Source organism: Citrifermentans bremense R1 (assembly GCF_000426865.1).
Taxonomy (GTDB): Bacteria; Desulfobacterota; Desulfuromonadia; order Geobacterales; family Geobacteraceae; genus Geomonas; species Geomonas bremensis.
In genome coordinates this window covers 189,303-211,741 of sequence record NZ_AUGE01000001.1, presented here as the reverse complement: position 1 = coordinate 211,741, position 22,439 = coordinate 189,303, and the positions used below count along the sequence as shown (strand labels likewise).

Genomic DNA, 22,439 nt, shown 5'->3' with positions numbered 1-22,439 from the left:
AATAAACAGCGTTCTAAAGCAAAAAATAATCGCCGAGACCGGAAATTGCAGATCTGGTAAGCTATAACTGTCTGAAATTACCTGATAAAAATGGAAATGGGCGACTAAATTATTTTTTATTATTCTGAGAGGTCTGGCGCGGAAGGGGTTGCCTTGGCGATTTTGTGGCGGAGATTTGTGGCTGACTCAAACGCTGTCGCATTGTGTGGTGGGAAAATGCTGCAACTGTTTGTTGTCGGCATAGCTGAAGAAAACTTTAGGACTTTCGCTAAAAGAGTACTGCAAAGGCTTCTGGTCTTCAGGACTTAACGGCAAAGGCGGGGAGCGAAACGGCAAGGCGACAGTCGCTGCAGGGTAACTCCGGGGATGAGCTTGTGAGAGAGAAGCGGCCTCTGACTACAAGATAGATCAGGGGCTTTTGCAGCAACAGAAGAGCCATTCAGCCTTATTCTTTGATGTTGGTCGAAAGTAGTTACAATGTTTTATTGCTGATGTGTGAATGCGTGAGCTGAAAATTAAAAAGGGAAAGCCGAGGGCGGCTTTCCCTTTGAAAATAATTAGTTTTAAAAACAGATGCTGTCAGTGTTTCCCCAGAGACAATGATTTGGAGGGTCCGTTCATTCGTATCGCTGCGGCGAACTCCATCCAGAAGATAAGGTAGATCGACACCATCAGCGACAATCCTATGTTAGCGTTTTCGGGTCCTAGCGCCTTGGAAAGGATGGGAGAGGCGAACCCGGCCCCCAGGGTGCCGGTGGCGCGCTCCAGGAGGTAGAAGATGGGGAGGGTGACCAGGGTGCCCGCGATCATGATGCCGATGCCGCGTCCGCGCTTCACCCAGTACTTGGGGGAGAAGCCGAACATGCGCATGAAGATGACCACCAGGATGATCCAGACCGAATAGTCCACCGCTGCGTCCGGAAGCGCGAGCTTGTTCTTGACCAGCGCCACCTCCAGCACCGTCACCGCGAAGAGGAGGACGAACATCCAGTTGAACTTCTCGTTGGCCTGGGTCTGCCAGTTGCGGCTGTCGGGGGCGGCGGTCTCGCGGGCGGAGTGGTTCGGGGTGCCCAAGGCCGAGAAGAAGATGGCGAACCAGATGCCGGCGTTATGGAACAAAAGCGAGGCGTGGTTCCCCGCCACGTTGGCGATGCGGGACATGGGGTCGCGGGCGAAGTCGGCGGCGATTCTCATCAGGAACAGGTTCACGATGATGGAGCACATGATGATCACGGTCAGGGTGAAGATGCGCCGCGGCAAAAGGTACGGGTCGATGCGGTCCGGGAAGCCGAGGATGAAGGCAAACCAGATCAGGTACATGATGAGAGGGATGCCGAGGCAGATGCCGTAGACGGAGTTCCCGGCGAAGTCGCCGTTTTGGGCGTAGATGATGTAGTTGTTCTTGTCGTCCGCGTCGGTGTTCGCCGCCTGGACCACTTCCTTGGGGACCTTCTTGACGTGGGGGAGGAGTCCCATGCCGTACCAGCCGTGGTCCCCCTGGGCCGTGTCGACCACCCAGTACTGCTCACCCATCATCTCGTCCAGTCCCTGGAAGATGCGCAGCGAGAAGGTCGCGCAGATCACGACTACCAGCAAAAGCAGCAAGATGTTGGACATTTTCATGGGCATGACGACGTCCTCCTACTCCTTGTGGGTGGTCCAGAACATAGAGACCGCGTTGGCTGCGAAGAGGCCGTAGAGCCACATGGTGTTCCAGGCCGGTCCCGACCAGTGGCTGCCGCGCCCGCCGCCGACTACCCCTGAGGCGATCACTATGCCGATCATTGCGGTGAAGGCTACCATGGCGACAGCGCGCAGGATGGCGCTGTTGCGCCAGGTGTGCCGCTCCAATTCTTCGAGTCTTGAGAGCAGTTCAAGTTCTTTCTCACTCATCGCCGTTCTCCTTTTGCATTCAAAAACATGGTTTGCTGCTTGCCTTTCATACCGTCGCTTCGCCCGGAGGCCCGTCGGCTCACGCCGGGCAAAGCTTGTGATCGAGTGCCCCTAGCGGGACGCGGTCGGAAAGCTCCTGGTACTTCAGGCATTCCCCGTAACGGCAGCTGCAGAAACTTATGATCTGCTTCACGTCGTGCGGCGAGATGTAGCCGCAGCCGACGTCGCAGTAATCATCGTTTTTGCCGTAGAAAGGGCAGACCGTAGCTTTCCGCATAAGACCCCAATACCTTTTAATCAAAGCAGACGATACTCAAGCAAGAAAGAGTGACGTCTACACCGTTAGCAACCACCGTACCAATTTGCGGTTTACGGCCGTAGTGTAGGCTAACTCCTGTGATACCGGGGCCTTAGCGTGGGGTGAAGACGCGGCGGCGCACTGCGCACCGGGGGAGGTTTTGCACAAACGCAAATTGAAATTACAGGGGCGGTTCGCGATGTCTCTCTATCGGTTTTGCCGGGGGAAGGAGAGGTTGGGCGGGAAACTGCTGCATTTCAGGCGGGTTAGCCGCCTGGAGCGGCGCAAAGAGGGGACATTTGCAGCCTTGCAACTACGAAAAACGCTGTTTTTGCAATGCTGCAAATAGTTCCGCTGCCTTGCGGGGGAGCTGCGGATTACATGTTGTACTCTTCCTTCCTGATGCCGTACTTCTTGATCTTGCGGTAGATGGTCGCCATGTTGGTGCCGGCCTCTTTCGCTGCGGCCTCGACGTTCCCCTGGTTTTTGCGCAAAAGCCCCCGCAGGTACTCCGTTTCGAAACGCATCAGCGCCTTGGCGTATTCCCCTTCTTCGGCCGGCGCCTCGCCCCCCGCCTCCAGCGGGGCCACCTCGATGAACTGGGACAGGACCGGGAAGGTGATGTAGTCGTTGTTCTCCATGGCGATGCACGCCTCCATCACGTTTCTAAGCTGCCGGATGTTGCCGGGCCAGGGAAACTCCACCGCCGCCTCCAGCGCCTCGTGGTCGAGCCCCTTGATCTGGGTCCCGAACTTGGAGTTCTGAAGCGAGATGAAATGCGCCGCCAAAAGCGCTATGTCGTCCTTTCTCTCCCTTAGGGGGGGGAGGTGGATGTTGACCACGTTCAGGCGGTAATAGAGGTCCTCGCGGAAATCCCCCGCCTTGACCGCCTGCTTCATGTCGGAGTTGGTGGCGGAAAGGACCCGGACGTCCACCTTGGTGGGGGTCGGGTCCCCCAGCCGGTTGAACTCCTGTTCCTGCAGAAAGCGCAAAAGCGTCTTTTGCACCGTCATGGGGAGGTTTCCCACCTCGTCGAGAAAGAGGGTGCCGCCGTCGGCGGTCTCCAAAAGCCCGCGGCGGTTCTCCGCAGCCCCGGTGAAGGCCCCCTTGCGGTAGCCGAAGAGTTCGCTCTCCAAAAGGGAGGCGGGGAGGGCGCCGCAGTTGATGGCGACGAACTTCTTTTCCTTTCTGGGGGAGTTGTAGTGGATCGCCTGCGCGATCAGCTCCTTTCCGGTGCCGGATTCGCCGGTGATCAAGACCGAGGTGTCGCGCACGGCGAGCTTTTCCACACGCTCCAGGACCTCCTTGAGCGCGGTCGAGGCTCCGATGATGTTGCCGAAGTTGAACCTCCCCACGAGCTCCTCCCGGAGTTCGCGGTTCTCCTCCATGAGGCGGGTGTGCTGCAGGGCGTTCTTCACCCGGTACAGGAGCTCCTCTGGCTCGAAGGGCTTGGTGAGCATGTCGTAGGCACCCTTTCTGAGCGCCTGGATCGACATCTCCACGGTGGCGTAGGCGGTGACCATGATGACCGGGAGCGCCGGGTCCTTCTGCTTTACCTTCTGCAAAAGTTCCAGCCCGTCCATCCCAGGCATCTTGATGTCGGTCACCAGGAGGTCCCATTGGCCCGCCTGGAAGCTCTCGGCGGCCTCGAAGCTCCTGGTGTGCGCGGTGACCGCATAGCCGTTGTCGGAGAGGACCGCCTCCATCATGCGGCAAAGCCCCTCCTCGTTGTCCACCAACATGATCCTTTTCTTCCCAGTCACGCTTTGCCCTCCGTACCTCTCCCCGCAGCGGGGCGGCACTTATCTTAACAGTAGTCGTCCCGGTTGATCGGCAGCCGCACCTCGACCGTGGTCCCGGCGCCGATCTCGCTCTCGATGCCGATCTTGCCGTGGTGCTGCTCGACGATCTGCCTGGTGATGGCGAGCCCCAGCCCCGTCCCCTTGACCTTTGTGGTGAAAAACGGCTCGAAGATCCGCTCCATGTGCTCGGCCGCGATTCCCGCGCCGTTGTCGGAGAACTTGAGGCTCACGCAGTTGTCTTCCCCGTTTTGGGTGCTGACCACGAGCTTTCCCCCCTTCTGCATGGCGGCGCCGGCGTTCAGGATCAGGTTGATCGCCACCTGGCGCAGCTGGTCGCCGTCCACCATGATCTCCGGAAGCGTAGGGTCGAAGCTTTTTTCCACCGAGACGTGGTGCATGTCGGTGTGGTTCGCGGCGAAGTCCACGATCTGCTCCAAAAGCGCGTTCAGGTCGGTCGGCTCCAGCACCGGCTGCGGGGTGCGGGCGTAGGAGAGGAGGTCCTGCACGATCTTCTTGCAGCGCTTGCTCTCGCGCTTGATCTCGTGGATGAACCGGTAGTTGGGGTCGTCCGGGGAGAGCTTCTTCTCTATATATGCGGCGTACCCCAGTATCACCCCGAGCGGGTTGTTGATCTCGTGGGCGACGCCTGAGGAGAGGACGCCTAAGGAGGCCATCTTCCCCTGCTGGGCCAGGTTCGCCTCCAGCTCCTTGTTGTGCTTGATGATCTTGGTCATCCGGTTGAAGGCGGTGGCGAGTTCCCCCAATTCGTCCTGGGTCTCCACCTTCATGGTCTCTTCCAGGCGCCCCTGCTTCACCCTCCTGATCACCTCGATCATCCTGGAGATCGGCTCGGTCATCACCCGGGAGGCCAGGAGCACCAGGAACACGGCCATCACGCTCACCAGGATGGTGAGCACCACCATGCTCTCCATGATGCGCCCCTTGATCACGTTCGCCTCCTGGTAGAACTCCTCCTCGTAGGAGCCTACCGCGACGATCCAGTTCCAGGGCTGGAAGTACTCGTAGCGGACGATCTTCATCCGGGGGCCGCTGTCCCCCTTGTTCTTCCAGGGGTAGCGGATCCAGCCGGTTTTCCTCTCGCACATCTCCTTGATGAAATGCTGCCCGCTGAAATCGACCGCATTGAGGAAGTTCTTCCCTTCCCCGGTCGGATGGATCATGAAGTTGCCCGAGGTGTCCATGGCGAAGATGTAGCCGGTCTTGCCCACCTTCTTACCCTTGATCTTTTCCTTCAACTCCTGGAAGGAGCGGCGCTCGAAGGCCACGTCCTCGTAGGTCTCCTCCAGGTAACCCCCTGCCGCGATGATCCAGTCCCACTCCTTGAAGTAGCGGTAGGCCACCACCTTTTTCCTGAGCGACTTGTCGCCTAAGGCCGCGTTGCGCCAGGGGTAGACGATGTAGAGCACTTCGCCGGGCTTCGAGCGGCGCGCCTTCTCTATCATCTCGCGGATGAAGTAGCGCCCGGTCTCGTCACGGCTGTCAAAGACGTTGACCCCTTCCTGCGCCACGTGGACCTTCAGTTCCCCGCGGCTGTTCATGGCGTAGATGTAGCCGGTCTTCCCCACGTTTACCTTGGCCAGGGCGTTACGCGCCTCGCGCTGCGCCGCCGCCATGTCCATGCGCCCTTTTTGCTGCAGGCTCTGCTGCGACTTCACCACGTTGAAGGCGAGCTCGCTCACCGTCCTCAACTCTTCGTGGAAGGTCTTCTCCTTGTCCTGCTTGTAGACCTGGAACTGCTGGTAGTGGGAGTTCAAAAGGTCGACGGTGAAGCCGGCCATGTGCTGCAGGTCGTCCTTGCTGGTCTGGGTGATCCCCAGATAGGCCTGCTTGGTGGAGATGTAGCCGATGACCCCGCCCACGAGGAAGATCGGTATGATCACCAGCGGCAACACCAGCACCACCATCTTCCAGCGCAGTTTCAGTTTGTTTATGAAGGCGAAGAGGTACTTCTGCACGGCTCCCCCGGCTGACTCGGTTTAGGCGTAGGCCCTTTCGCTGTGGCCGGATAGGTACTTTTCGGCCAGTGTAAAACAACGTTCGCAATACTATCGTATACGGCGCGGCAATTGCCAGCGTTTTTTCGCATTTTTGCAAATATGTCGGTATACTGTGGAAAATTTTTTTCCGGAGCCGCCATGGAAATCCCGCAGTATCCGAGCTCCAGGGGAATCGCCCTGGACGACAAGTCCCAGCTGGACCCGCTTTTCGATGCGCTGCAGCCGCGGGTCTCCGAGCTCACCTTCGCGAACCTCTATCTATTCAGGAAGGCGCACGACTACAGGCTTACCCGGTTGGGGGACGCGGTGCTGGCGCTTGGGCGCGGCTACGACGGCTCCCCCTATTTCCTTCCCCCTTTTTGCGGCGATATCGCCGCCGCGACCCGCAGGCTTCTCGATGAAGGACTCACCCTCTACGGCGCCGACGACAGCTTGCTCTCGTGCTGCCTCCCCGGCTCCGGGTTAGAAATAATCCCCGACCGCGACAACTTCGACTATCTGCATCTGAAACAGGAGATGGCGGAGCTTCCCGGCAAAAAGTACCACAAGAAAAAGAATCGGGTGAATTACTTCCAGCTGCGGCACCGCCACCAGGTGGAGCTCTTCAACGAGGGGCACCTTGAGGGGGCGCTGGAACTATTGGAGCAGTGGCGCCGGGTGCGCGCCGAATTCGGTGAGGAGTCGTCGCTCGCCCAGGAGGTGGAGGGGGCGACCGAGGCGCTGAGGCTTAGGGAAGCGCTCGGGTTGTCGGGGGTGGTGGTGCTGGTCGATGGGGCGGTGAGGGGGTTCGCGCTAGGCGAGCGGCTGAACCGGGAGACGGCTGTCTGCCATTTCGAGAAGGGGGACCTGTTCCTGGAGGGGCTGTACCAGTTGCTGGACCGAGAGTTCTCCCGGCTCCTCTTCCCCGAGTGCCGCTATCTGAACCGGGAGCAGGACCTGGGGGAGCCCGCCTTGAGGCAGGCGAAGCTCTCCTACCACCCGGTGGAGCTGCTGGCGAAATACAGGGTCAGGCGCTCGCGCCACCCGTTTTGAAGTGAAGTGAGAGGTAGCGCTCCAGCTCGACGGCCGCCTGGTCGAAATCCTCCATACCAAGCTCCGTGTCCGCCTCCCAGCTGCGGTTTTTGTAGTAGACCTTGTCGTAGTAGTCGTTCACAAGTCCCGCCATGAAGGGCTCCAGCTCCCATTTCTCCAGGTTTTCCGCCAGCTCCTCGCACCTTTTCCCGCCCAGCTTCTTCCTGATCCTCTGCAGCGCTACCGCCATCTCTTCCTTGTAGCCGGGAAGGCCGTACTCGTCGATGAGCCGCTGCACCCGGGTCTCAAGCGAGGCAAAGCACCAGACCCTGACGCCGGCCGCCATCTTCTGGTAGAAGTCCCCGGGAAGCGATACCCGCCCGATGCGCTCGCTCTCCCCTTCCAGGATGAGCGGGCGGTCCAAAGGGGCCTTCCTGATCTCGTCCCACAAAAGGGTCTCGAAGCGCTTCTGGGTGAGGGTCTGGTTCAGCCCCAGCTGGCCGAAGGCCGAACCGCGGTGGCAGGCGAGCCCTTCGAGGTCGAGCACCGAGTTGCCGCGCTCTTTCAGGCGCTGCAAGAGCGTGGTCTTGCCGATGCCGGTCATGCCGTGCAAGACGACGAGCGGTGCCTTCGGGGTGAAGGGGGTGAAGTACTCGCTCACCTCGTGGCGGAAGCTCTTGTACCCTCCCTGCAACTGCACCGCCTTGAAGCCGGCGAGATCCAGGATCACGGTGACCGTCTTGCTCCTGAGCCCCCCCCGCCAGCAGTAGACGAGGATCGGCCTTCCCGCCGCTGCTGTCGCTATCTCCTCCACCATCTGCGGGAAGCGGTGCGCGGTGAGTTCGAGCCCCCTTCTCCTTGCGGCATGCGGGCCGATCTCTTTGTGCAGGATGCCGATCTCCACCCGCTCTTCGTTGGTGAGAAGCGGAACGTTGATGGCGCCGGGGAGGTGATCCTCCTCGTATTCCAGGGGGGTGCGTACGTCGACTACGAGATGGGTGTCGATGAGTTCTTCGTTAAACGGTGCTGTTTCCAAGTTGCAGGGCTCCTTTTTGGCGGGCTCATTATAAAGAGAGCCCCGGCGGATTGCAAGGAGGAGGTTTGGGGAAGGGAAAGGGAACCGGCACCGGCGGCACAGGCGCGGTCCCCGGGCTCTCCTCCCGCCGGAGGGGGAGGTCGGGAGGGGGGATGAGAGGCTTGCGGCGCCGCGAAGGGGGCTGAATGGAACAGTGCTGTCAGGTGCCCGCCGCTGAAGCCTTTTCAGTTGAGGCTTTCTCACTTTTATGGTAGCGTACCTTGTTTTTTCATCACTGTTTCTACGGCCAAGGAGAATCGATAGATGTTTGGAGCGCTGATAAAGAAGTTAGTCGGGAGCAAAAACGAGCGGGAATTGAAGCGGATGTGGCCCATCGTCGAGCGGATAAACCAGCTGGAGCCCGAATTGATCAAGCTCTCCGACGAGGCGCTGCGCGGCAAAACCGCCCAGTTCAAGGAACGCTACAGCCGCGGCGAAAGCCTCGACTCGATGCTCCCCGAGGCGTTCGCCGTCTGCCGTGAAGCGGGAAAGCGGGTCCTCGGCATGCGCCACTTCGACGTGCAGCTGATCGGCGGCATGGTGCTCCACTCCGGCAAGATCGCCGAGATGAAGACCGGCGAAGGTAAGACCCTGGTGGCGACGCTCCCCTCCTACTTGAACGGCATTTCCGGCAAGGGCGTGCACGTGGTCACGGTGAACGACTACTTGGCCAAGCGCGACTCCGACTGGATGGGGCGCATCCATAAGTTCCTGGGGCTTTCCGTCGGCGTCATCGTGCACGGGCTCGAAGACCACGAGCGGCGCGAGGCCTATGCCGCCGACATCACCTACGGCACCAACAACGAGTTCGGTTTCGACTACCTCAGGGACAACATGAAGTTCGACCTGGACGAGTACGTGCAGCGCCCCTTCAACTTCGCTGTCGTCGACGAGGTGGACTCTATCCTGATCGACGAGGCGAGGACCCCGCTCATCATCTCCGGCCCCACCGAGGACTCGACCGACAAGTACTACATCATCGACCGCATCATCCCGCTCCTTAAGAAGGGTGAGGTGATCGAGGTCGAGGCGAACACCCTCTCCGGCAAGAGGAAGACCTACACCGGCGACTTCACCGTGGACGAGAAGGCCAAAAGCGCCACCCTCACCGAGGAAGGCGTGCTCAAGGTGGAGAAGCTCCTCAAGATCGAGAACCTCTACGATCCCCGCAACATGGAGATCCTGCACCACACCCAGCAGGCCCTGAGGGCACACGCCCTATTCAAGAGGGACGTCGACTACGTGGTCCGGGACAACGAGGTCATCATCGTCGACGAGTTCACCGGGCGCCTCATGCCGGGGCGCCGCTGGTCCGACGGGCTGCACCAGGCGATCGAGGCGAAGGAAGGGGCGAAGATCGAGAACGAGAACCAGACCCTCGCCACCATCACCTTCCAGAACTACTTCCGCATGTACGAAAGGCTCTCCGGCATGACCGGTACCGCCGACACCGAGGCGGAGGAGTTCCACAAGATCTACAAGCTGGACGTGGTGGTGATCCCGACCAACCGCCCGCTTTTGCGCCCGGACTTCCCCGACGTGATCTACAAGACCGAGGGCGAGAAGTTCAACGCGGTCATAAGCGAGATCAAGGAGCTGCACGAGAAGGGGCAGCCGATCCTGGTCGGCACCATCTCCATCGAAAAGAGCGAGGAGCTCTCCGAGCTGTTGAAGCGCCAGAATATCCCGCACTTCGTCCTGAACGCGAAGCAGCACGAGAAAGAGGCGGAGATCGTAGCCCAGGCGGGCCGCAAGGGGATGGTCACCATCGCCACCAACATGGCAGGCCGCGGTACCGACATCCTTTTGGGCGGGAACCCCGACGGCCTCGCCCGGCAGGAGTTCAAGGGAACGCCCGAGGCAAGGACCGAAGAGTTCATGTCCGCCTTCATGGAGACCCTCTCCAAGGATCTCCCGGAGAAGGAGCTCTTGCAGTCCCTGGAGCGCGAGTACCCCGGGATCATGCCCGTCGTCGCCTCATGCCTGAAACAGGAGGGCGAGATCGACCTGGAGGAGCTGGAGCAGCAGGTGCTCGCCGAAAACCAGAAGCAGTTCAACCTCCTGGTGGAAAAGAACAAGCCGGTCTGCGCCGTCGAGCATGACGAGGTGGTCGCCCTGGGCGGCCTGCACATCCTCGGCACCGAGCGCCACGAATCGCGCCGTATTGACAACCAGCTCCGCGGCCGTTCCGGCCGTCAGGGTGACCCCGGTTCCTCCAGGTTCTACCTTTCGCTGCAGGACGACCTTTTGCGCATCTTCGGCTCCGAGCGCGTCTCCATGATCATGGACAAGCTGGGAATCGAGGAGGGTGAGGCCATCACCCACGGCCTCATCACCCGCGCCATCGAGAACGCGCAGAAAAAGGTCGAGGCGCACAACTTCGAGATCAGGAAGCACCTGATCGAGTACGACGACGTCATGAACAAGCAGCGCGAGGTGATCTACACCCAGAGGAAAGAGATCCTCGCTGGGAACGAGATCCGCGACAGCTTCACCGGGATGATGGAGGAGACCGTCGGCGACATCGTGGCCGCCTACGTCATCGACCGGACCCCCGCCCGCGAGTGGGATTGGCAGGGGATCGCCGACAGCGTGCAGAAGGTGTTCGGTTTCCACCTGGACCTTACCCCGGACCTGATGGACCGGATCACGCCGGTGAACTTCGAGGAGACCTTGAGGACCACTGCCCGCGAGCGTTTCCAGCAGCGGCTTACCGAGTTCGGCGACGACCTGATGGACCACCTGATCAAGGTGATCATGCTCCAGGTCATCGACGCACAGTGGAAGGACCACCTCCTTTCCATCGACCACCTGAAAGAAGGGATCGGGCTGCGCGGCTACGGCCAGAAGGATCCGAAGCAGGAGTACAAGAGGGAAGCCTACAAGCTCTTCATGGACATGATGCTGCGCATCAGGGAAGAGGTGGTGGAGAAGATCTTCTGGGTGCAGGTGGGAAGCGAAGAGGAGATGGAGCAGTTCGAGCTGGAGCAGCCCCAGCAGCGGATGGTCTTCAACCTGGTGGACGAGGAGGCCGCGTCGGCGCCCGCGCAGATGCCGTCCAAGAGCAAGAGGAGCGCGGGGAGAAACGATCCCTGCCCCTGCGGTTCCGGCCAGAAGTACAAGAAGTGCTGCGGCAAATGATGAAACAGAGATGAAGCAGATTGAGAGGTCTGCTTTTAGGAGTTCGCATGAAAGGTTTTCGCTTTTCCGCCGTTGAGGCGGCTATCAAGAAGCCGGGGCGCCTCGATCTGGCGCTTATATTCTCCGACCTGCCGGCCAAGGTCGCCGCGGTCTACACTACCAATAAGGTGCAGGCGGCTCCGGTCATCATTTCGCGCGAGCGCTCCGAAAACGGCTCCTGCCGCGCTCTTTTGGTCAATTCCGGCAACGCCAACGCCTGCACCGGCGAGCAGGGGATGCTGGACGCGCTGGAATGCGGACGCAAAACGGCGGAGGCCCTCGGGCTTCCGGACGAGGAGTTGCTGATCGCCTCGACCGGGGTGATCGGGCAGCAGCTCCCCATGGACCGCTTCCGCAAGGGGATCCAGCCCCTGGTCGACAGGCTCGACCACGGTACCCTGGAGGACGTGGCGAGCGCCATCATGACCACCGACACCTTCGCGAAGATCGAGCGGCGCGAGGGGGAGGCGGGTGGAACGCCATACAGCATCTGGGGCATAGCCAAGGGTGCCGGGATGATCCAGCCCAACATGGCCACCATGCTCTCGTTCCTGGTGACCGACGCTGCCGTTGACGGCGCTTTCTTGAAGAGCGCCTTCGCCGAGGCGGTGGACGGCTCTTATAACGCCATCACGGTGGACGGCGACACCTCCACCAACGACACGGCGCTCGTCATCGCCAACGGCGCGGCGGCAAACCCGGTGATCAAGGGGGGGACCAAGGAAGGGGACGCCTTCCGCGCCCTTTTGCACGACCTCCTCTTGTCGCTTGCCAAGCTGATCGTAAAAGACGGCGAGGGTGCCACCAAGTTCGTCGAGATCAGGGTCAAGGGGGCGGCCACCAACGCCGACGCGAAGACCGCCGCACTCGCCGTCGCCAACTCCCTGCTGGTGAAGACCGCCTTTTTCGGCCAGGACGCCAACTGGGGGAGAATCATCGCCGCGGTCGGCTACTCCGGCGCCCGCGTGGAGCAGCAGCAGGTGGAGATCCGCTTCGACGACGTGGTGATGGCTTCCGGCGGGATCTTTGCTGGCGGCGACGCGGAGGCGGCCGGCACCCGCGTGCTGCAGCAAAAGGAGTTCAAGGTCACCATCGACCTGAAGCTGGGAAACGGGGAAGCCGCGGTCTACACCAGCGATCTCTCCTACGACTACGTGCGCATCAACGCCGATTACAGAACCTAGAGGCTGGAAAAATCCCCTTTTGGGGGTACCGGCACCGATCGCAACTGCCGGCATTTAATTCGGGAATCGCTGCTGGAGGCACCATGAATCGCACCACGCTTTTCACCACAGTCGCCGCTATCCTTTTTCTGCTTCTCGCAGGCTTCAGCCAGTCGCATGCCGCCGACCTGAAGATAACCGAAATGGCGGTAACCACCAAGATCGTCAAGGGAAACCCCATCGACTCGGTGCGGCGCATCTCTTCTGCTTCGGTGAAAGCGCTCTATTGCTTCACCCGCTTTTCGGCCCCCGAGGACACCAATACCACGATCAAGCAGCTCTGGTACCTGAACGACGAGGTGGTGGCCGAGTACGAGCTCCCGGTCAAAGGGGCGCACTGGCGCACCTACAGCCGCAAGGTGGTGGAGAAGGGGCTTTCGGGGGAGTGGCGCTGCGACGCGGTTGACAGCGAGGGAAAGGTGCTTAAATCGGTCAACTTCAGGATGAACTAGCCCCCCGCGGGAGCTATCGCGCAATCAGAGCCTTCAACCCCGTTTCTCGGCGAGCCATGCCTTTTTTCAGAAAAATCATCTGCAGCCTCCTCCTCGTCCTCTGCGCCACCAGCGGCTATGCCGCCGACCTCGCCAGGATCGACGCGCTGATCGGCGACGCCATCGGCCGCAACCTCATCGCCGGCGGCGTGGTGCTGGTCGGGAGCCGGGACAGAATCCTCTTCGAGAAGGCCTATGGCCGGACCTCACCCCTCCCCGACGCCCCCCTCATGGCGGTAGACACCATCTTCGACATCGCTTCCCTAACCAAGGTCGCAGCCACCACCCCGTCGGTACTGAAACTCGCCGAAGAGGGGAGGATCTCGCTGATCGATCCCGTGGTGAAATGGTTTCCGGAGATGGCCGGCCATGGCAAGGATTCCATCCTGGTGCTGCACCTGCTCACCCACACCTCAGGGCTCGACGACGTGCAGCTTTACGGGGACAGCCCGATCCGCTCCGCCATAGAGGGCGCCGCCACCCAGAAGCTCAAGGGGGAGGTGGGTAGCCGCTTCCGGTACGCCGACTTGAACTTCATCCTCCTGGCGGAACTGGTGCGCAGGGCGACCGGCGCTCCCCTGGACGTCTACACCCAGGCCTCCTTCTACCGCCCGCTCGGCATGACCGATACCTGCTTCAATCCCAAGAGGGAAGGGCGCTTTTGCGCTACCCTGACCGAGGGGCGCATCCTCATGGGAGAGGTGCAGGACCCGCTCTGCAGGCAGTTGGGGGGAGTGGCGGGGCACGCAGGGCTCTTCTCCACGGCGCGCGACCTGGGAAGGCTTTGCCGCATGATGTTGGGGGGAGGGACCCTCGACGGCAGGCGGGTGCTGGCGGCGAGGACCGTGGACCAGATGACCGCCCCCTACTTCTCGCGCGGCGGCGGCGTGGTGCGGGGGCTGGGGTGGGACATCTCCTCCCCGTTTTCTTCTCCGCGCGGCAACGGCTTTTCCAGGATCTCCTTCGGCCACACCGGCTATTCGGGAACCTCGATCTGGATCGACCCGGCGTCAGACACCTTCGTGATACTTCTGACCGCCCGGCTGGACTACAAGAACACCCACGAGTTCAGCAAGCTCAGAGGCGATCTTTCCACCGTCGCATCGCAGCTATTCGGCATTCCGCCCGAGCTTGGAGAGATGGCCAGATTCAATGACGAGTAATTAATAGAAAAGGGCAAATACCTTGACACGTTGTACCCTTTATGCTAGTTTTTTCTACCGTTTTGCATGAAACTGGATCACTTTGCGCTCAGTTGCGAACTGTCATTTCTTTCCGTCCTGTCAAAAGACAAATCCTTTGTATCAGTATCTGGATTGCATTGCCTGTCTTAGCCGGACTATTCGACTTTTCTGTGCCAAATTAACTCCTGACAATAAGCTTTCAAAGTAGCGGAGGGATAGATGGGCAATAGACTGCTCCTCGCCGATGACAGCATCACCATCCAAAAGGTTGTGGCAATTATCTTTGCCAACGAGGAGTTCGAGCTAACCGTAGTCGACAACGGCACGGCTGCCCTTGAGAAGGCGCGGGAGGTAAACCCGGACGTGATGCTGGTCGACGCCCTGATGCCCGGCAAGACCGGGTACGAGGTCTGCGCCGAGATCCGCCGCGATCCCAAGCTCAACTCCGTACCGATCCTGCTCCTGATCGGCGCTTTCGAGCCGCTGGACGAGGAGAAGGCGCGCGACTGCGGCGCCGACGCTTCCATATCTAAGCCGTTCGAGTCCCAGCAGTTGATCGACCGGGTGAAGGAGATGCTGGCCGTGGGCAAGTCCCGCAAAAGCGCGCCTATGCCCGCCGCGGCGCCTGCCGCCGACGCCGCCGCCGAGGAGCTTTGGGGCGACCTTTCCTCTTTCGACAACATGCCTCCCGTGGAGGCTCCCGGGGCCGCATCTTTCCCCGATGCCGAGGCGGTCTGGGGAAACGTGGCGGCAGAGGCCGGGCCGGAGCCCGTCGCGGCAGCACCCGCGGTATCCGTGGTCGCCGCTGCGGTGCAAGAGGAACTGGTGGAAGCGACGCAGGAGGATGATCTCTGGGGGGCCTTCGAGCTGGAGGAGGTTCAGGCCGCTCCGGTAGCACCTCCTGCCCAGCTTTTCGGGGTAGTGGAGCCGGAAGGAGAGTTCGAGGCCGAGGAGGTCTTCAGCTTCGACGAGGACGCCGAAGACATCGAAGAAACGGGCCCCGCCCTGGACCTGGAGCCCGAAGCGCAGGTAGAGGAATTGCCGGTCGGCATCAGCGAGGAGGAGTTCTTCGCCCTCGCCGAGGAGCCGGCTGCGGCAGCTGAAGCTGCTCCTGCCGCGGCAGCCGAGGCCGAGGCGTTCCAGTTCCCGGAGTACGATCCCTTTGCGACCGTGGCCGAGGCGGTGTTGGAGCGGGAAGCCCCGGCCGTAGCCGCTCCGGTAGCCGAGCCCGCCAAAGTACCGCAGAGTGCAGCTCCCGCCGCTGCCGCTGCAGCCGCTCCGGCTGCTCCTGTGGAACTGAGCGAGGAGCAGTTGGTGGCCGCTCTCTCCAAGGTTTCCAGAGAGGTCATCGAGAGGATCGTCTGGGAGGTGGTTCCCGACCTGGCCGAGGTGCTCATCAAGGAAGAGATCAGGAAATTGAGGTCGGGCGAGCGCGGCTGATCCAGCCCGTCCCGGCATCCGCTTACGAATCAGGGGATTTCACGATCCCCTTTTTTCATACTTTAGATACCGAAGAGGTCGATTAGATGGCAAACAAAGAGCTGGAAAAGGTTTACGAGCCGAAAAGCGTTGAGGAGCGTTGGTACCAGCAGTGGGAGCAGAAGGGTTACTTCCACGCGAATGTCCCCTCCGACAAGCCCGGCTACAGCATCGTGATCCCCCCCCCGAACATCACCGGCGTGCTGCACATGGGGCACGCGCTCAACAATACGCTGCAGGATATCCTGTGCCGCTGGAAACGTATGGCCGGCTACAACGTCCTCTGGATGCCGGGGACCGACCATGCCGGCATCGCCACGCAAAACGTGGTTGAGCGCCAGCTGGCGGCCGAAGGGAAGGACCGTTTCGAGCTGGGACGCGAGGCGTTCATCGAGCGGGTCTGGCAGTGGAAGGGCGAATCCGGCGGGCAGATCATCGGCCAGTTGAAGCGCCTGGGCGCCTCCTGCGACTGGGAGCGCGAGCGCTTCACCATGGACGCGGGCCTCTCCAAGGCGGTGCGCGAGGTGTTCGTGCGCCTGTACCAGGAGAAGCTGATCTACCGCGACAACCGCCTGATCAACTGGTGCCCGCGCTGCCATACCGCGCTCTCCGACATCGAGGTCGAGCACGAGGAGAAGGCGGGGCACCTGTGGCACCTGCGCTACCCGGTGGTCGGGACGAATGACTTCCTGGTGGTCGCCACCACCCGCCCGGAAACCATGCTGGGGGACACCGCGGTGGCGGTGCACCCCGAGGACGAGCGCTACGCGCACCTGATCGGCAAGATGGTGCTGCTCCCCCTGGTCAACCGCGAGATCCCGATCATCGCCGACGACTACGTCGACCGCGAGTTCGGCACCGGCGTGGTGAAGATCACCCCGGCCCACGACTTCAACGACTTCGAGATGGGGGTGAGGCACAACCTGGACCGCATCAACGTCTTCGACGAGTCGGGCGTCGTGAACGCAGCCGGCAAGCAGTACGAGGGGATGGAGCGCTTCGCCGCCAGGAAGCAGGTGGTAGCCGACCTCGAAGCCGCGGGGCTTCTGGATAAGATCCAGGACCACGCGCTTTCCGTCGGCGGTTGCTACCGCTGCAAGACCGTGGTCGAGCCGTACATGTCGCTGCAGTGGTACGTGAAGGTTGCACCGCTGGCCGAGCGCGCCTTGGGCGCCGTCAAGGACGGGCGCACGAAGATCGTCCCGCAACAGTGGGAGAACACCTACTACGACTGGATGGAGAACATCCGTGACTGGTGCATCTCGCGCCAGATCTGGTGGGGGCACCGCATTCCCGCCTGGTACTGCGACCACTGCGGCCACATCACGGTCGCCAAGGAGGATCCGTCTTGCTGCGACGAGTGCGGCTCCGACGAGATCCGCCAGGAAACCGACGTCCTCGACACCTGGTTCTCCTCGGCGCTTTGGCCCTTCTCCACCATGGGGTGGCCGGAGAAGACACCCGAGCTCGCCTCCTTCTACCCGACCTCGTGCCTCGTCACCGGCTTCGACATCCTCTTCTTCTGGGTGGCGCGCATGATGATGATGGGGCTTCACTTCATGGACGAGGTCCCCTTCACCGACGTCTACATCCATGCCCTGGTGCGCGACGCGCAGGGGCAGAAGATGTCCAAATCCAAGGGGAACGTGATCGATCCGCTGACCGTCATCGACGCCTACGGCACCGACGCCTTCCGCTTCACTTTAGCCGCCTTCGCAGCGCAGGGGCGCGACATCAAGCTCGCCGAGGAGAGGATCGCCGGCTACCGCAACTTCGCCAACAAGATCTGGAACGCCTCCCGCTTCGCCATGATGAACCTGGAGGGTTTCGACCCGAACGTGGTGGAGCCGGCTTCCCTCAAGCTCTCCAACGCCGACCGCTGGATCCTGTACCGGCTGAACCAGACCGCCGTCTCGGTCGACGCAGCACTGGCATCCTTCCGCTTCAACGAGGCGGCCAACGATTTGTACCGCTTCACCTGGAGCGAGTTCTGCGACTGGTACATCGAGCTTGCCAAGGACGACCTCTACAAGGGGGACGCCGACAGGCAGGCTTCGGCGAAGTACGTGCTCTGGCTGGTGCTGGAGAACCTTTTGCGCCTTCTGCACCCGTTCATGCCGTTCATCACCGAGGAGATCTGGCAGGCGCTCCCGAAAAGGGATGGCGCCGCCGAGTCGATCATGATCTCCAGCTTCCCGACCCCTTGCGCAGAGTGGGAAGGTTACGCCGCTGCCGCCACCGAGATGGATCTGGTCATGGAAGTGATCAAGGGGATCAGGAACATCCGCGGCGAGATGGAAGTGGCCCCGAGCAAGCAGATCGCCGCCATCCTCGACTGCAAGTCCGAGGCAAGCCTGGCCCTTCTGAAGCGCAACGAGGCCTACGTCATGAGCCTTGCGCGCCTCTCCGACCTGGGCATCGGCCAGGGGATCGAGCGTCCCGCGGAAGCGAGCCTGCAGGTCGCGGGCGACGTCGAGATCATCGTGCCGCTTCGGGGGCTCGTTAACGTCGAGGAAGAGGAGAAGCGTCTGGGCAAAGAGATCGCCAAGATCGAGAAGGACATCGAGTTCCTCTCCAAGAAGCTTGAGAACCCGAGCTTTGTCGAGCGCGCCCCGGCCGACGTGGTCGAGAAGGAGCGCGAGAAGATAGGCGAGTTCGCCAACAAGAAGAAGCTCCTGGAAGAGAGCCTGGAGAAGATCCAGAGGCTCAGGTAAAAAAATTGGGGGACAGGCTACTTTTTGAAATCAAAAAGTAGCCTGTCCCCTTTTCCAGCTCCGCAGTTCCAAGTCCCGCTTTTCCTTGTAGTTTTTCGGTGCTTTCCAGTATACTGCTCTGCAGCCCGCTCATGAGGGGCGTACGAGGTTCGCATTGAGCATCCCCTACATCATCTATTCCTGCTTCGCCTTCATCCTGGGGGGCGTGGTCGGCTCCTTCCTCAACGTCTGCATCTGCCGCATGCCCCAAGGGGAATCGGTGGTCTCCCCCCCTTCGCACTGCCCCAAGTGCGACTACCGCATCCGCTGGTACGACAACATCCCGGTTTTGAGCTATCTCCTGTTGAAGGGGAAATGCCGCGGCTGCGGCGCTCCCATCTCGGCGCAGTACCCGCTGGTGGAGCTTTTGAACGCTTTCCTCACCCTGGCGCTTTTCATCAGGCTTTTCCCTGTGCGGCTCATCGAAGAGGCACCGTTGCAGATCGTGCTGAGACAGGGATTGATCTTCGGCATCCTGTTCGTATTCTGCAGCGCGCTCGTCGTGGTCACCTTCATAGACCTGGAACACCAGATCATTCCCGACGCCATCACGCTCCCCGGCATCGTCGCAGGTCTTGCAGCGTCTTTTTTCATTCCGCAACTGGGGTGGCTCAACTCGCTGATCGGCATATTGGCAGGCGGCGGGAGCCTCTTTCTTGTCGCCTATATCTACCAGGCCATCGCCAAGAAGGACGGCATGGGGGGAGGAGACATCAAACTTCTCGCCATGATGGGCGCTTTCCTCGGCTGGAAGGCAATCCTCTTCATCATCTTCACGGCCTCCCTGATCGGCTCCGTGATAGGGGTGAGCCTGATGCTGGCCCGTAAGGAGAATTCCAGCCTCGCCATCCCATTCGGCCCCTTCCTGGCAAGCGGCGCCGTGCTCTACATCTTCTACGGCAGCAGGATCATTCACTGGTACCTGAGCATGGGAAGCTAAAGCGCCCCGTATGAAACCTACCCGGTTCAGCCTCACCTTCTATACACTCTCCGCCCTGAGCATCATGCTGGTGCTCACCTGGGTGCTTCTTTCCGTTATCTCCTTCAACACCGCCGAAAAAGACCTGCTGAACCAAAAGGGGGAAGAAGGAAAGCTGCTGCTTTCCAGCATCGTCCTTCTGCTGCCGCGTCCTTTGGCCCCGCCCGAACCAGGTTCGGCCGCGGCCAAGTACCTGGAGCACCTTAGGAAGGACCGTGCCTTCGTGGGGCTGCTGGTGATCGATTCCGCGGGGCGAGACCTCTACACCCTCTCCGATCCGGGCGGGGCCAATGCCGCTTTGCTCGGTGTATTGCGCAGTGGGCGCGGGACCTTCCAGGTGTCGCCGGACGGCCGGCTTGCGTGGTGCTACCTTCCGGTCATGGAGCAGGGGAGGGCGATCGGGGCGGCTCGGCTCACCCTGTCGCTGCTTCCCGAGCGAGAAAAGCTCAGAGGTTCCCGGAACCTTTTTCTTTCCTACTTCATCCTCGATTTCCTGCTGCTCCTGGTGGTCGGCTCATATCTTCTTTCCTCAAGCGTAGTTGTGCCGATAAGAAGACTGTTGGCGGCGACCCGCAGAATCGCGGCGGGGGATTTGAGCGGCACCGTGGACATCCCCGGAAGCCAGGAAGTGGCGGAACTGGGCGACGCCTTCAATACGATGGTGGTGGCGCTCAGGGAGAAGAGGGAGGAGGTCGAGGCAAACGTAGCCTCCTTGAACCGCGCCAACCGGGAGATCATCGAGGCGCGCAACGAGACGATACGTTCCGAGAAGATGGCGTCCGTTGGGCTTTTGGCGGCCGGGATGGCACACGAAATCGGGACTCCGCTTGCGGCCATCATGGGGTACAGCGGGATTCTCTCCGAGGAGGTTGCCGGCGACCCGGAGAAGTCAGATTACCTGCGCAGGATCACCGAAGAGTCGAAGCGGATCGACAGGATCGTCAGGGGGCTCTTGGACTATGCCCGGCCCAAGGGTAGCCAGCGTGAGGAAATAGAAGTGCTGCAGCTGTTGGAGAAGGTGGTGGAGCTTCTGGAGGCACAGGGGGCGTTGAAGCTCTTGGAGGTCACGGTCGAGGCGGAACCGTCCCTGCCGCGACTGTATGCCGACCCGCACCAGTTGGAGCAGCTGCTCATCAACCTCATCATGAATGCCAAGGATGCCATGCCCAAGGGGGGCAAGCTGCAGCTAAAGGGGATGAAGGTGGGAGGGGGCGTCGCCATCGAGGTTGCCGACACCGGTGAAGGTATGCCGCCCGAGCACCTGCCGCTGGTATTCGACCCCTTCTTCACCACCAAGGAGCCCGGTAAGGGAACCGGTCTGGGGCTAGCCATCGCGGCCAGGATAGCCGAGTCGTGCGGCGGGACCCTCACCGTGCAAAGCGAGCTGGGAGAGGGGAGCAGGTTCAGGCTGACGCTGCCGGCGGGAGGCAGGGGCTAGGGGCTGGGGCCGCGGCCGCAAGGTCAGACAGGTCAGACAGGTCAGACAGGCTGGGCGTTTAGGAGAAAGTGTGACCGAGAAAAAGAAAATACTGGTGGTGGATGACGAGGAAAACCTGCGCCACATGCTCCAGGTCATGCTGAAAAAGCAGGGATACCAGGTGGAGCAGGCGGCGAACGGCGAGCAGGCCCTGGAGAAGGCGCGACAGGGGAGCTACGCCTTCATCCTCTGCGACATCCGCATGCCGGTCCTGGACGGCAGGGCTTTCCTGGCCGCCTGCACCACGGCGGGCATAAACAGCACCGTGATCATGATGTCCGCCTACGGCACGCTTGAGGATGCCGTGGGCTGCATGAAGCTCGGCGCCTACGACTACATCTCCAAACCCTTCAACAGCGACGAGATCTCGCTGGTGCTGAAGAAGGCGGAGGAGCGCGAAAGGCTGAAGGATGAAAACCGGAGGCTGCGCGAGGAAGTGGTGCGCCGCCGCCCATTGGGCGACATCATCAGCAGAAGCGAACGCATGGCCGAGATCGGTCGGCTGGTGCTGAAACTCTCGGAGCACAAGACTTCGGTGCTCATCCTGGGGGAGTCGGGGACCGGCAAGGAACTCGTCGCCCGGGCGCTGCACTACTGCGGGGTGCGCCGGGCTGGCCCCTTTGTGGCGGTCAACTGCGGCGCCATCCCGGAATCGCTGCTGGAAAGCGAACTCTTCGGGCACGTGAAGGGCGCCTTCACCGACGCGAGCCAAGACAAGACGGGGCTCTTTGAGGAAGCCGACGGCGGCACTTTGTTCCTCGACGAGATCTCCGATCTCTCCTTGCCGCTTCAGGTAAAGCTTTTGCGCGTGCTGCAGGAGGAGGAGATCCGCCGGGTCGGTGCTGCAACCTCCCAGGCCGTTAACGTCCGCGTTGTCTCGGCCACCTCGCGCGACCTGGCGCAGGAAGTAGCGGCAGGGAGGTTTCGCGAGGACCTCTACTTCAGGCTCAACGTCTTTCCCATCTCGCTGCCGGCCCTGCGGGACAGGATCGAGGACGTCCCTCTCCTGGTGGACCACTTCCTGGAAAAGCATGGTGAGAGGATGGGGATAACCGGCGTGCGCCCGAGCCCCGAAACGCTGCAGGCCCTGGTGCGCTACCACTGGCCGGGGAACGTGAGGGAGCTGGAAAACTGCATCGAGCGAGGGCTTGTTTTGTGCGAAGCGGGCACGCTTGGGCTGTCGTGCCTGCCGGAGAGCGTGCGCCGCGGGGTGGGGATCGAGAGAAGGGCGACCGACATCCCCGAGTCGCTGTCGATAAAAAAGGGGGGGGAGGCCCTGGAGCGCGCGCTTATCGTGCGCGCCCTGGAACAGACCGCAGGCAACAGGACTCGCGCCGCCAAGCTCCTGGAAATAAGCCACCGGGCGCTTTTGTACAAGCTGAAGGAGTACGAGCTGGGGTGATCGATGCCACGCCGCGCCGACCAGGCTCACGCGAAAGAGAAGGCACTTTTTGCATACCTCTTGCTTTTGCTATGAAAAAATTGCATAGTTTTCGCCGGGACCTCCCGGCGTGGAACCCCGAACTCCTGAGAATTGCAGCCAATGGCTGGGCCTCCTCACTCCGTTGGTTGGCGG

At 61.2% G+C, this 22,439-nt stretch carries 16 protein-coding genes; 10 read left to right on the top strand and 6 right to left on the bottom strand.

Annotated elements, in window-relative coordinates:
* Nucleotides 1-579: 579 nt before the first annotated feature.
* The 5 genes from K419_RS0100980 to K419_RS0100960 form a co-directional block, all read right to left on the bottom strand.
* On the bottom strand, nucleotides 580-1,629 hold the full coding sequence (locus tag K419_RS0100980; RefSeq protein WP_026839915.1) for a hypothetical protein: 1,050 nt from the start codon (nucleotides 1,627-1,629) through the stop codon (nucleotides 580-582).
* A gap of 12 nt (nucleotides 1,630-1,641) precedes the next feature.
* Nucleotides 1,642-1,893, bottom strand: coding sequence for a hypothetical protein (locus K419_RS0100975; RefSeq protein WP_012529954.1), 252 nt, complete (start codon nucleotides 1,891-1,893; stop codon nucleotides 1,642-1,644).
* 79 nt (nucleotides 1,894-1,972) lie between these two features.
* Nucleotides 1,973-2,170 carry a hypothetical protein gene (locus K419_RS0100970; RefSeq protein WP_026839914.1) on the bottom strand — a complete coding sequence of 66 codons (198 nt, stop codon included), beginning with the start codon at nucleotides 2,168-2,170 and terminating at the stop codon, nucleotides 1,973-1,975.
* Nucleotides 2,171-2,568: 398 nt separating this feature from the next.
* A complete protein-coding gene (locus tag K419_RS0100965; protein ID WP_026839913.1) occupies nucleotides 2,569-3,954 on the bottom strand; it encodes a sigma-54-dependent transcriptional regulator in 1,386 nt (461 codons plus the stop codon).
* Nucleotides 3,955-3,998: 44 nt separating this feature from the next.
* On the bottom strand, nucleotides 3,999-5,969 hold the full coding sequence (locus tag K419_RS0100960; RefSeq protein WP_026839912.1) for a cache domain-containing protein: 1,971 nt from the start codon (nucleotides 5,967-5,969) through the stop codon (nucleotides 3,999-4,001).
* Nucleotides 5,970-6,149: 180 nt separating this feature from the next.
* Here K419_RS0100960 and K419_RS0100955 point away from each other — a divergent pair, with 180 nt between their 5' ends.
* Nucleotides 6,150-7,043: a DUF2156 domain-containing protein gene (locus K419_RS0100955; protein WP_026839911.1), complete on the top strand. Its 894-nt coding sequence runs from the start codon at nucleotides 6,150-6,152 to the stop codon at nucleotides 7,041-7,043.
* On the opposite strand, the gene mnmH is transcribed toward K419_RS0100955, so the two are convergent.
* Nucleotides 7,018-8,058 carry a tRNA 2-selenouridine(34) synthase MnmH gene (gene mnmH / locus K419_RS0100950; RefSeq protein WP_026839910.1) on the bottom strand — a complete coding sequence of 347 codons (1,041 nt, stop codon included), beginning with the start codon at nucleotides 8,056-8,058 and terminating at the stop codon, nucleotides 7,018-7,020. The two genes, K419_RS0100955 and mnmH, sit on opposite strands and share 26 nt — an antisense overlap.
* Nucleotides 8,059-8,361: 303 nt before the next feature.
* Here mnmH and secA point away from each other — a divergent pair, with 303 nt between their 5' ends.
* The 9 genes from secA (at nucleotide 8,362) to K419_RS0100900 (ending at nucleotide 22,265) form a co-directional block, all read left to right on the top strand.
* A complete protein-coding gene (secA, locus tag K419_RS0100940; RefSeq protein ID WP_026839909.1) occupies nucleotides 8,362-11,238 on the top strand; it encodes a preprotein translocase subunit SecA in 2,877 nt (958 codons plus the stop codon).
* A 47-nt stretch (nucleotides 11,239-11,285) separates the two neighbouring features.
* Nucleotides 11,286-12,461, top strand: a complete 1,176-nt coding sequence (argJ, locus tag K419_RS0100935) for a bifunctional glutamate N-acetyltransferase/amino-acid acetyltransferase ArgJ (protein WP_026839908.1) — start codon at nucleotides 11,286-11,288, stop codon at nucleotides 12,459-12,461.
* 83 nt (nucleotides 12,462-12,544) lie between these two features.
* Nucleotides 12,545-12,952, top strand: coding sequence for a DUF2914 domain-containing protein (locus K419_RS0100930; protein WP_026839907.1), 408 nt, complete (start codon nucleotides 12,545-12,547; stop codon nucleotides 12,950-12,952).
* A 56-nt stretch (nucleotides 12,953-13,008) separates the two neighbouring features.
* Nucleotides 13,009-14,154 (top strand): serine hydrolase domain-containing protein, encoded by a 1,146-nt coding sequence (locus K419_RS0100925; protein WP_026839906.1) that lies wholly within the window; start codon nucleotides 13,009-13,011, stop codon nucleotides 14,152-14,154.
* Nucleotides 14,155-14,394: 240 nt separating this feature from the next.
* Nucleotides 14,395-15,615, top strand: coding sequence for a response regulator (locus tag K419_RS0100920; protein WP_026839905.1), 1,221 nt, complete (start codon nucleotides 14,395-14,397; stop codon nucleotides 15,613-15,615).
* An 86-nt stretch (nucleotides 15,616-15,701) separates the two neighbouring features.
* The gene (locus K419_RS0100915) at nucleotides 15,702-18,368 is read left to right on the top strand and encodes a valine--tRNA ligase (protein WP_026839904.1); all 2,667 of its coding nucleotides are present in this window, start codon (nucleotides 15,702-15,704) and stop codon (nucleotides 18,366-18,368) included.
* A gap of 154 nt (nucleotides 18,369-18,522) precedes the next feature.
* The gene (locus K419_RS0100910) at nucleotides 18,523-19,347 is read left to right on the top strand and encodes a prepilin peptidase (RefSeq protein WP_026839903.1); all 825 of its coding nucleotides are present in this window, start codon (nucleotides 18,523-18,525) and stop codon (nucleotides 19,345-19,347) included.
* Between the two features lie 10 nt (nucleotides 19,348-19,357).
* Nucleotides 19,358-20,824, top strand: coding sequence for a sensor histidine kinase (locus tag K419_RS0100905; protein WP_026839902.1), 1,467 nt, complete (start codon nucleotides 19,358-19,360; stop codon nucleotides 20,822-20,824).
* Nucleotides 20,825-20,894: 70 nt separating this feature from the next.
* A complete protein-coding gene (locus tag K419_RS0100900) occupies nucleotides 20,895-22,265 on the top strand; it encodes a sigma-54-dependent transcriptional regulator (protein ID WP_026839901.1) in 1,371 nt (456 codons plus the stop codon).
* Nucleotides 22,266-22,439 lie beyond the last annotated feature (174 nt).

Excerpts from the sequence above, each read along its gene's own strand:
- K419_RS0100980 (WP_026839915.1), bottom strand. The coding sequence starts at position 1,629 with ATGCCCATGAAAATGTCCAACATCTTGCTGCTTTTGCTGGTAGTCGTG.
- K419_RS0100975 (WP_012529954.1), bottom strand. The coding sequence starts at position 1,893 with ATGAGTGAGAAAGAACTTGAACTGCTCTCAAGACTCGAAGAATTGGAG.
- K419_RS0100970 (WP_026839914.1), bottom strand. The coding sequence starts at position 2,170 with ATGCGGAAAGCTACGGTCTGCCCTTTCTACGGCAAAAACGATGATTAC.
- K419_RS0100955 (WP_026839911.1), top strand. The coding sequence starts at position 6,150 with ATGGAAATCCCGCAGTATCCGAGCTCCAGGGGAATCGCCCTGGACGAC.
- secA (WP_026839909.1), top strand. The coding sequence starts at position 8,362 with ATGTTTGGAGCGCTGATAAAGAAGTTAGTCGGGAGCAAAAACGAGCGG.
- argJ (WP_026839908.1), top strand. The coding sequence starts at position 11,286 with ATGAAAGGTTTTCGCTTTTCCGCCGTTGAGGCGGCTATCAAGAAGCCG.
- K419_RS0100930 (WP_026839907.1), top strand. The coding sequence starts at position 12,545 with ATGAATCGCACCACGCTTTTCACCACAGTCGCCGCTATCCTTTTTCTG.
- K419_RS0100925 (WP_026839906.1), top strand. The coding sequence starts at position 13,009 with ATGCCTTTTTTCAGAAAAATCATCTGCAGCCTCCTCCTCGTCCTCTGC.
- K419_RS0100920 (WP_026839905.1), top strand. The coding sequence starts at position 14,395 with ATGGGCAATAGACTGCTCCTCGCCGATGACAGCATCACCATCCAAAAG.
- K419_RS0100915 (WP_026839904.1), top strand. The coding sequence starts at position 15,702 with ATGGCAAACAAAGAGCTGGAAAAGGTTTACGAGCCGAAAAGCGTTGAG.
- K419_RS0100905 (WP_026839902.1), top strand. The coding sequence starts at position 19,358 with ATGAAACCTACCCGGTTCAGCCTCACCTTCTATACACTCTCCGCCCTG.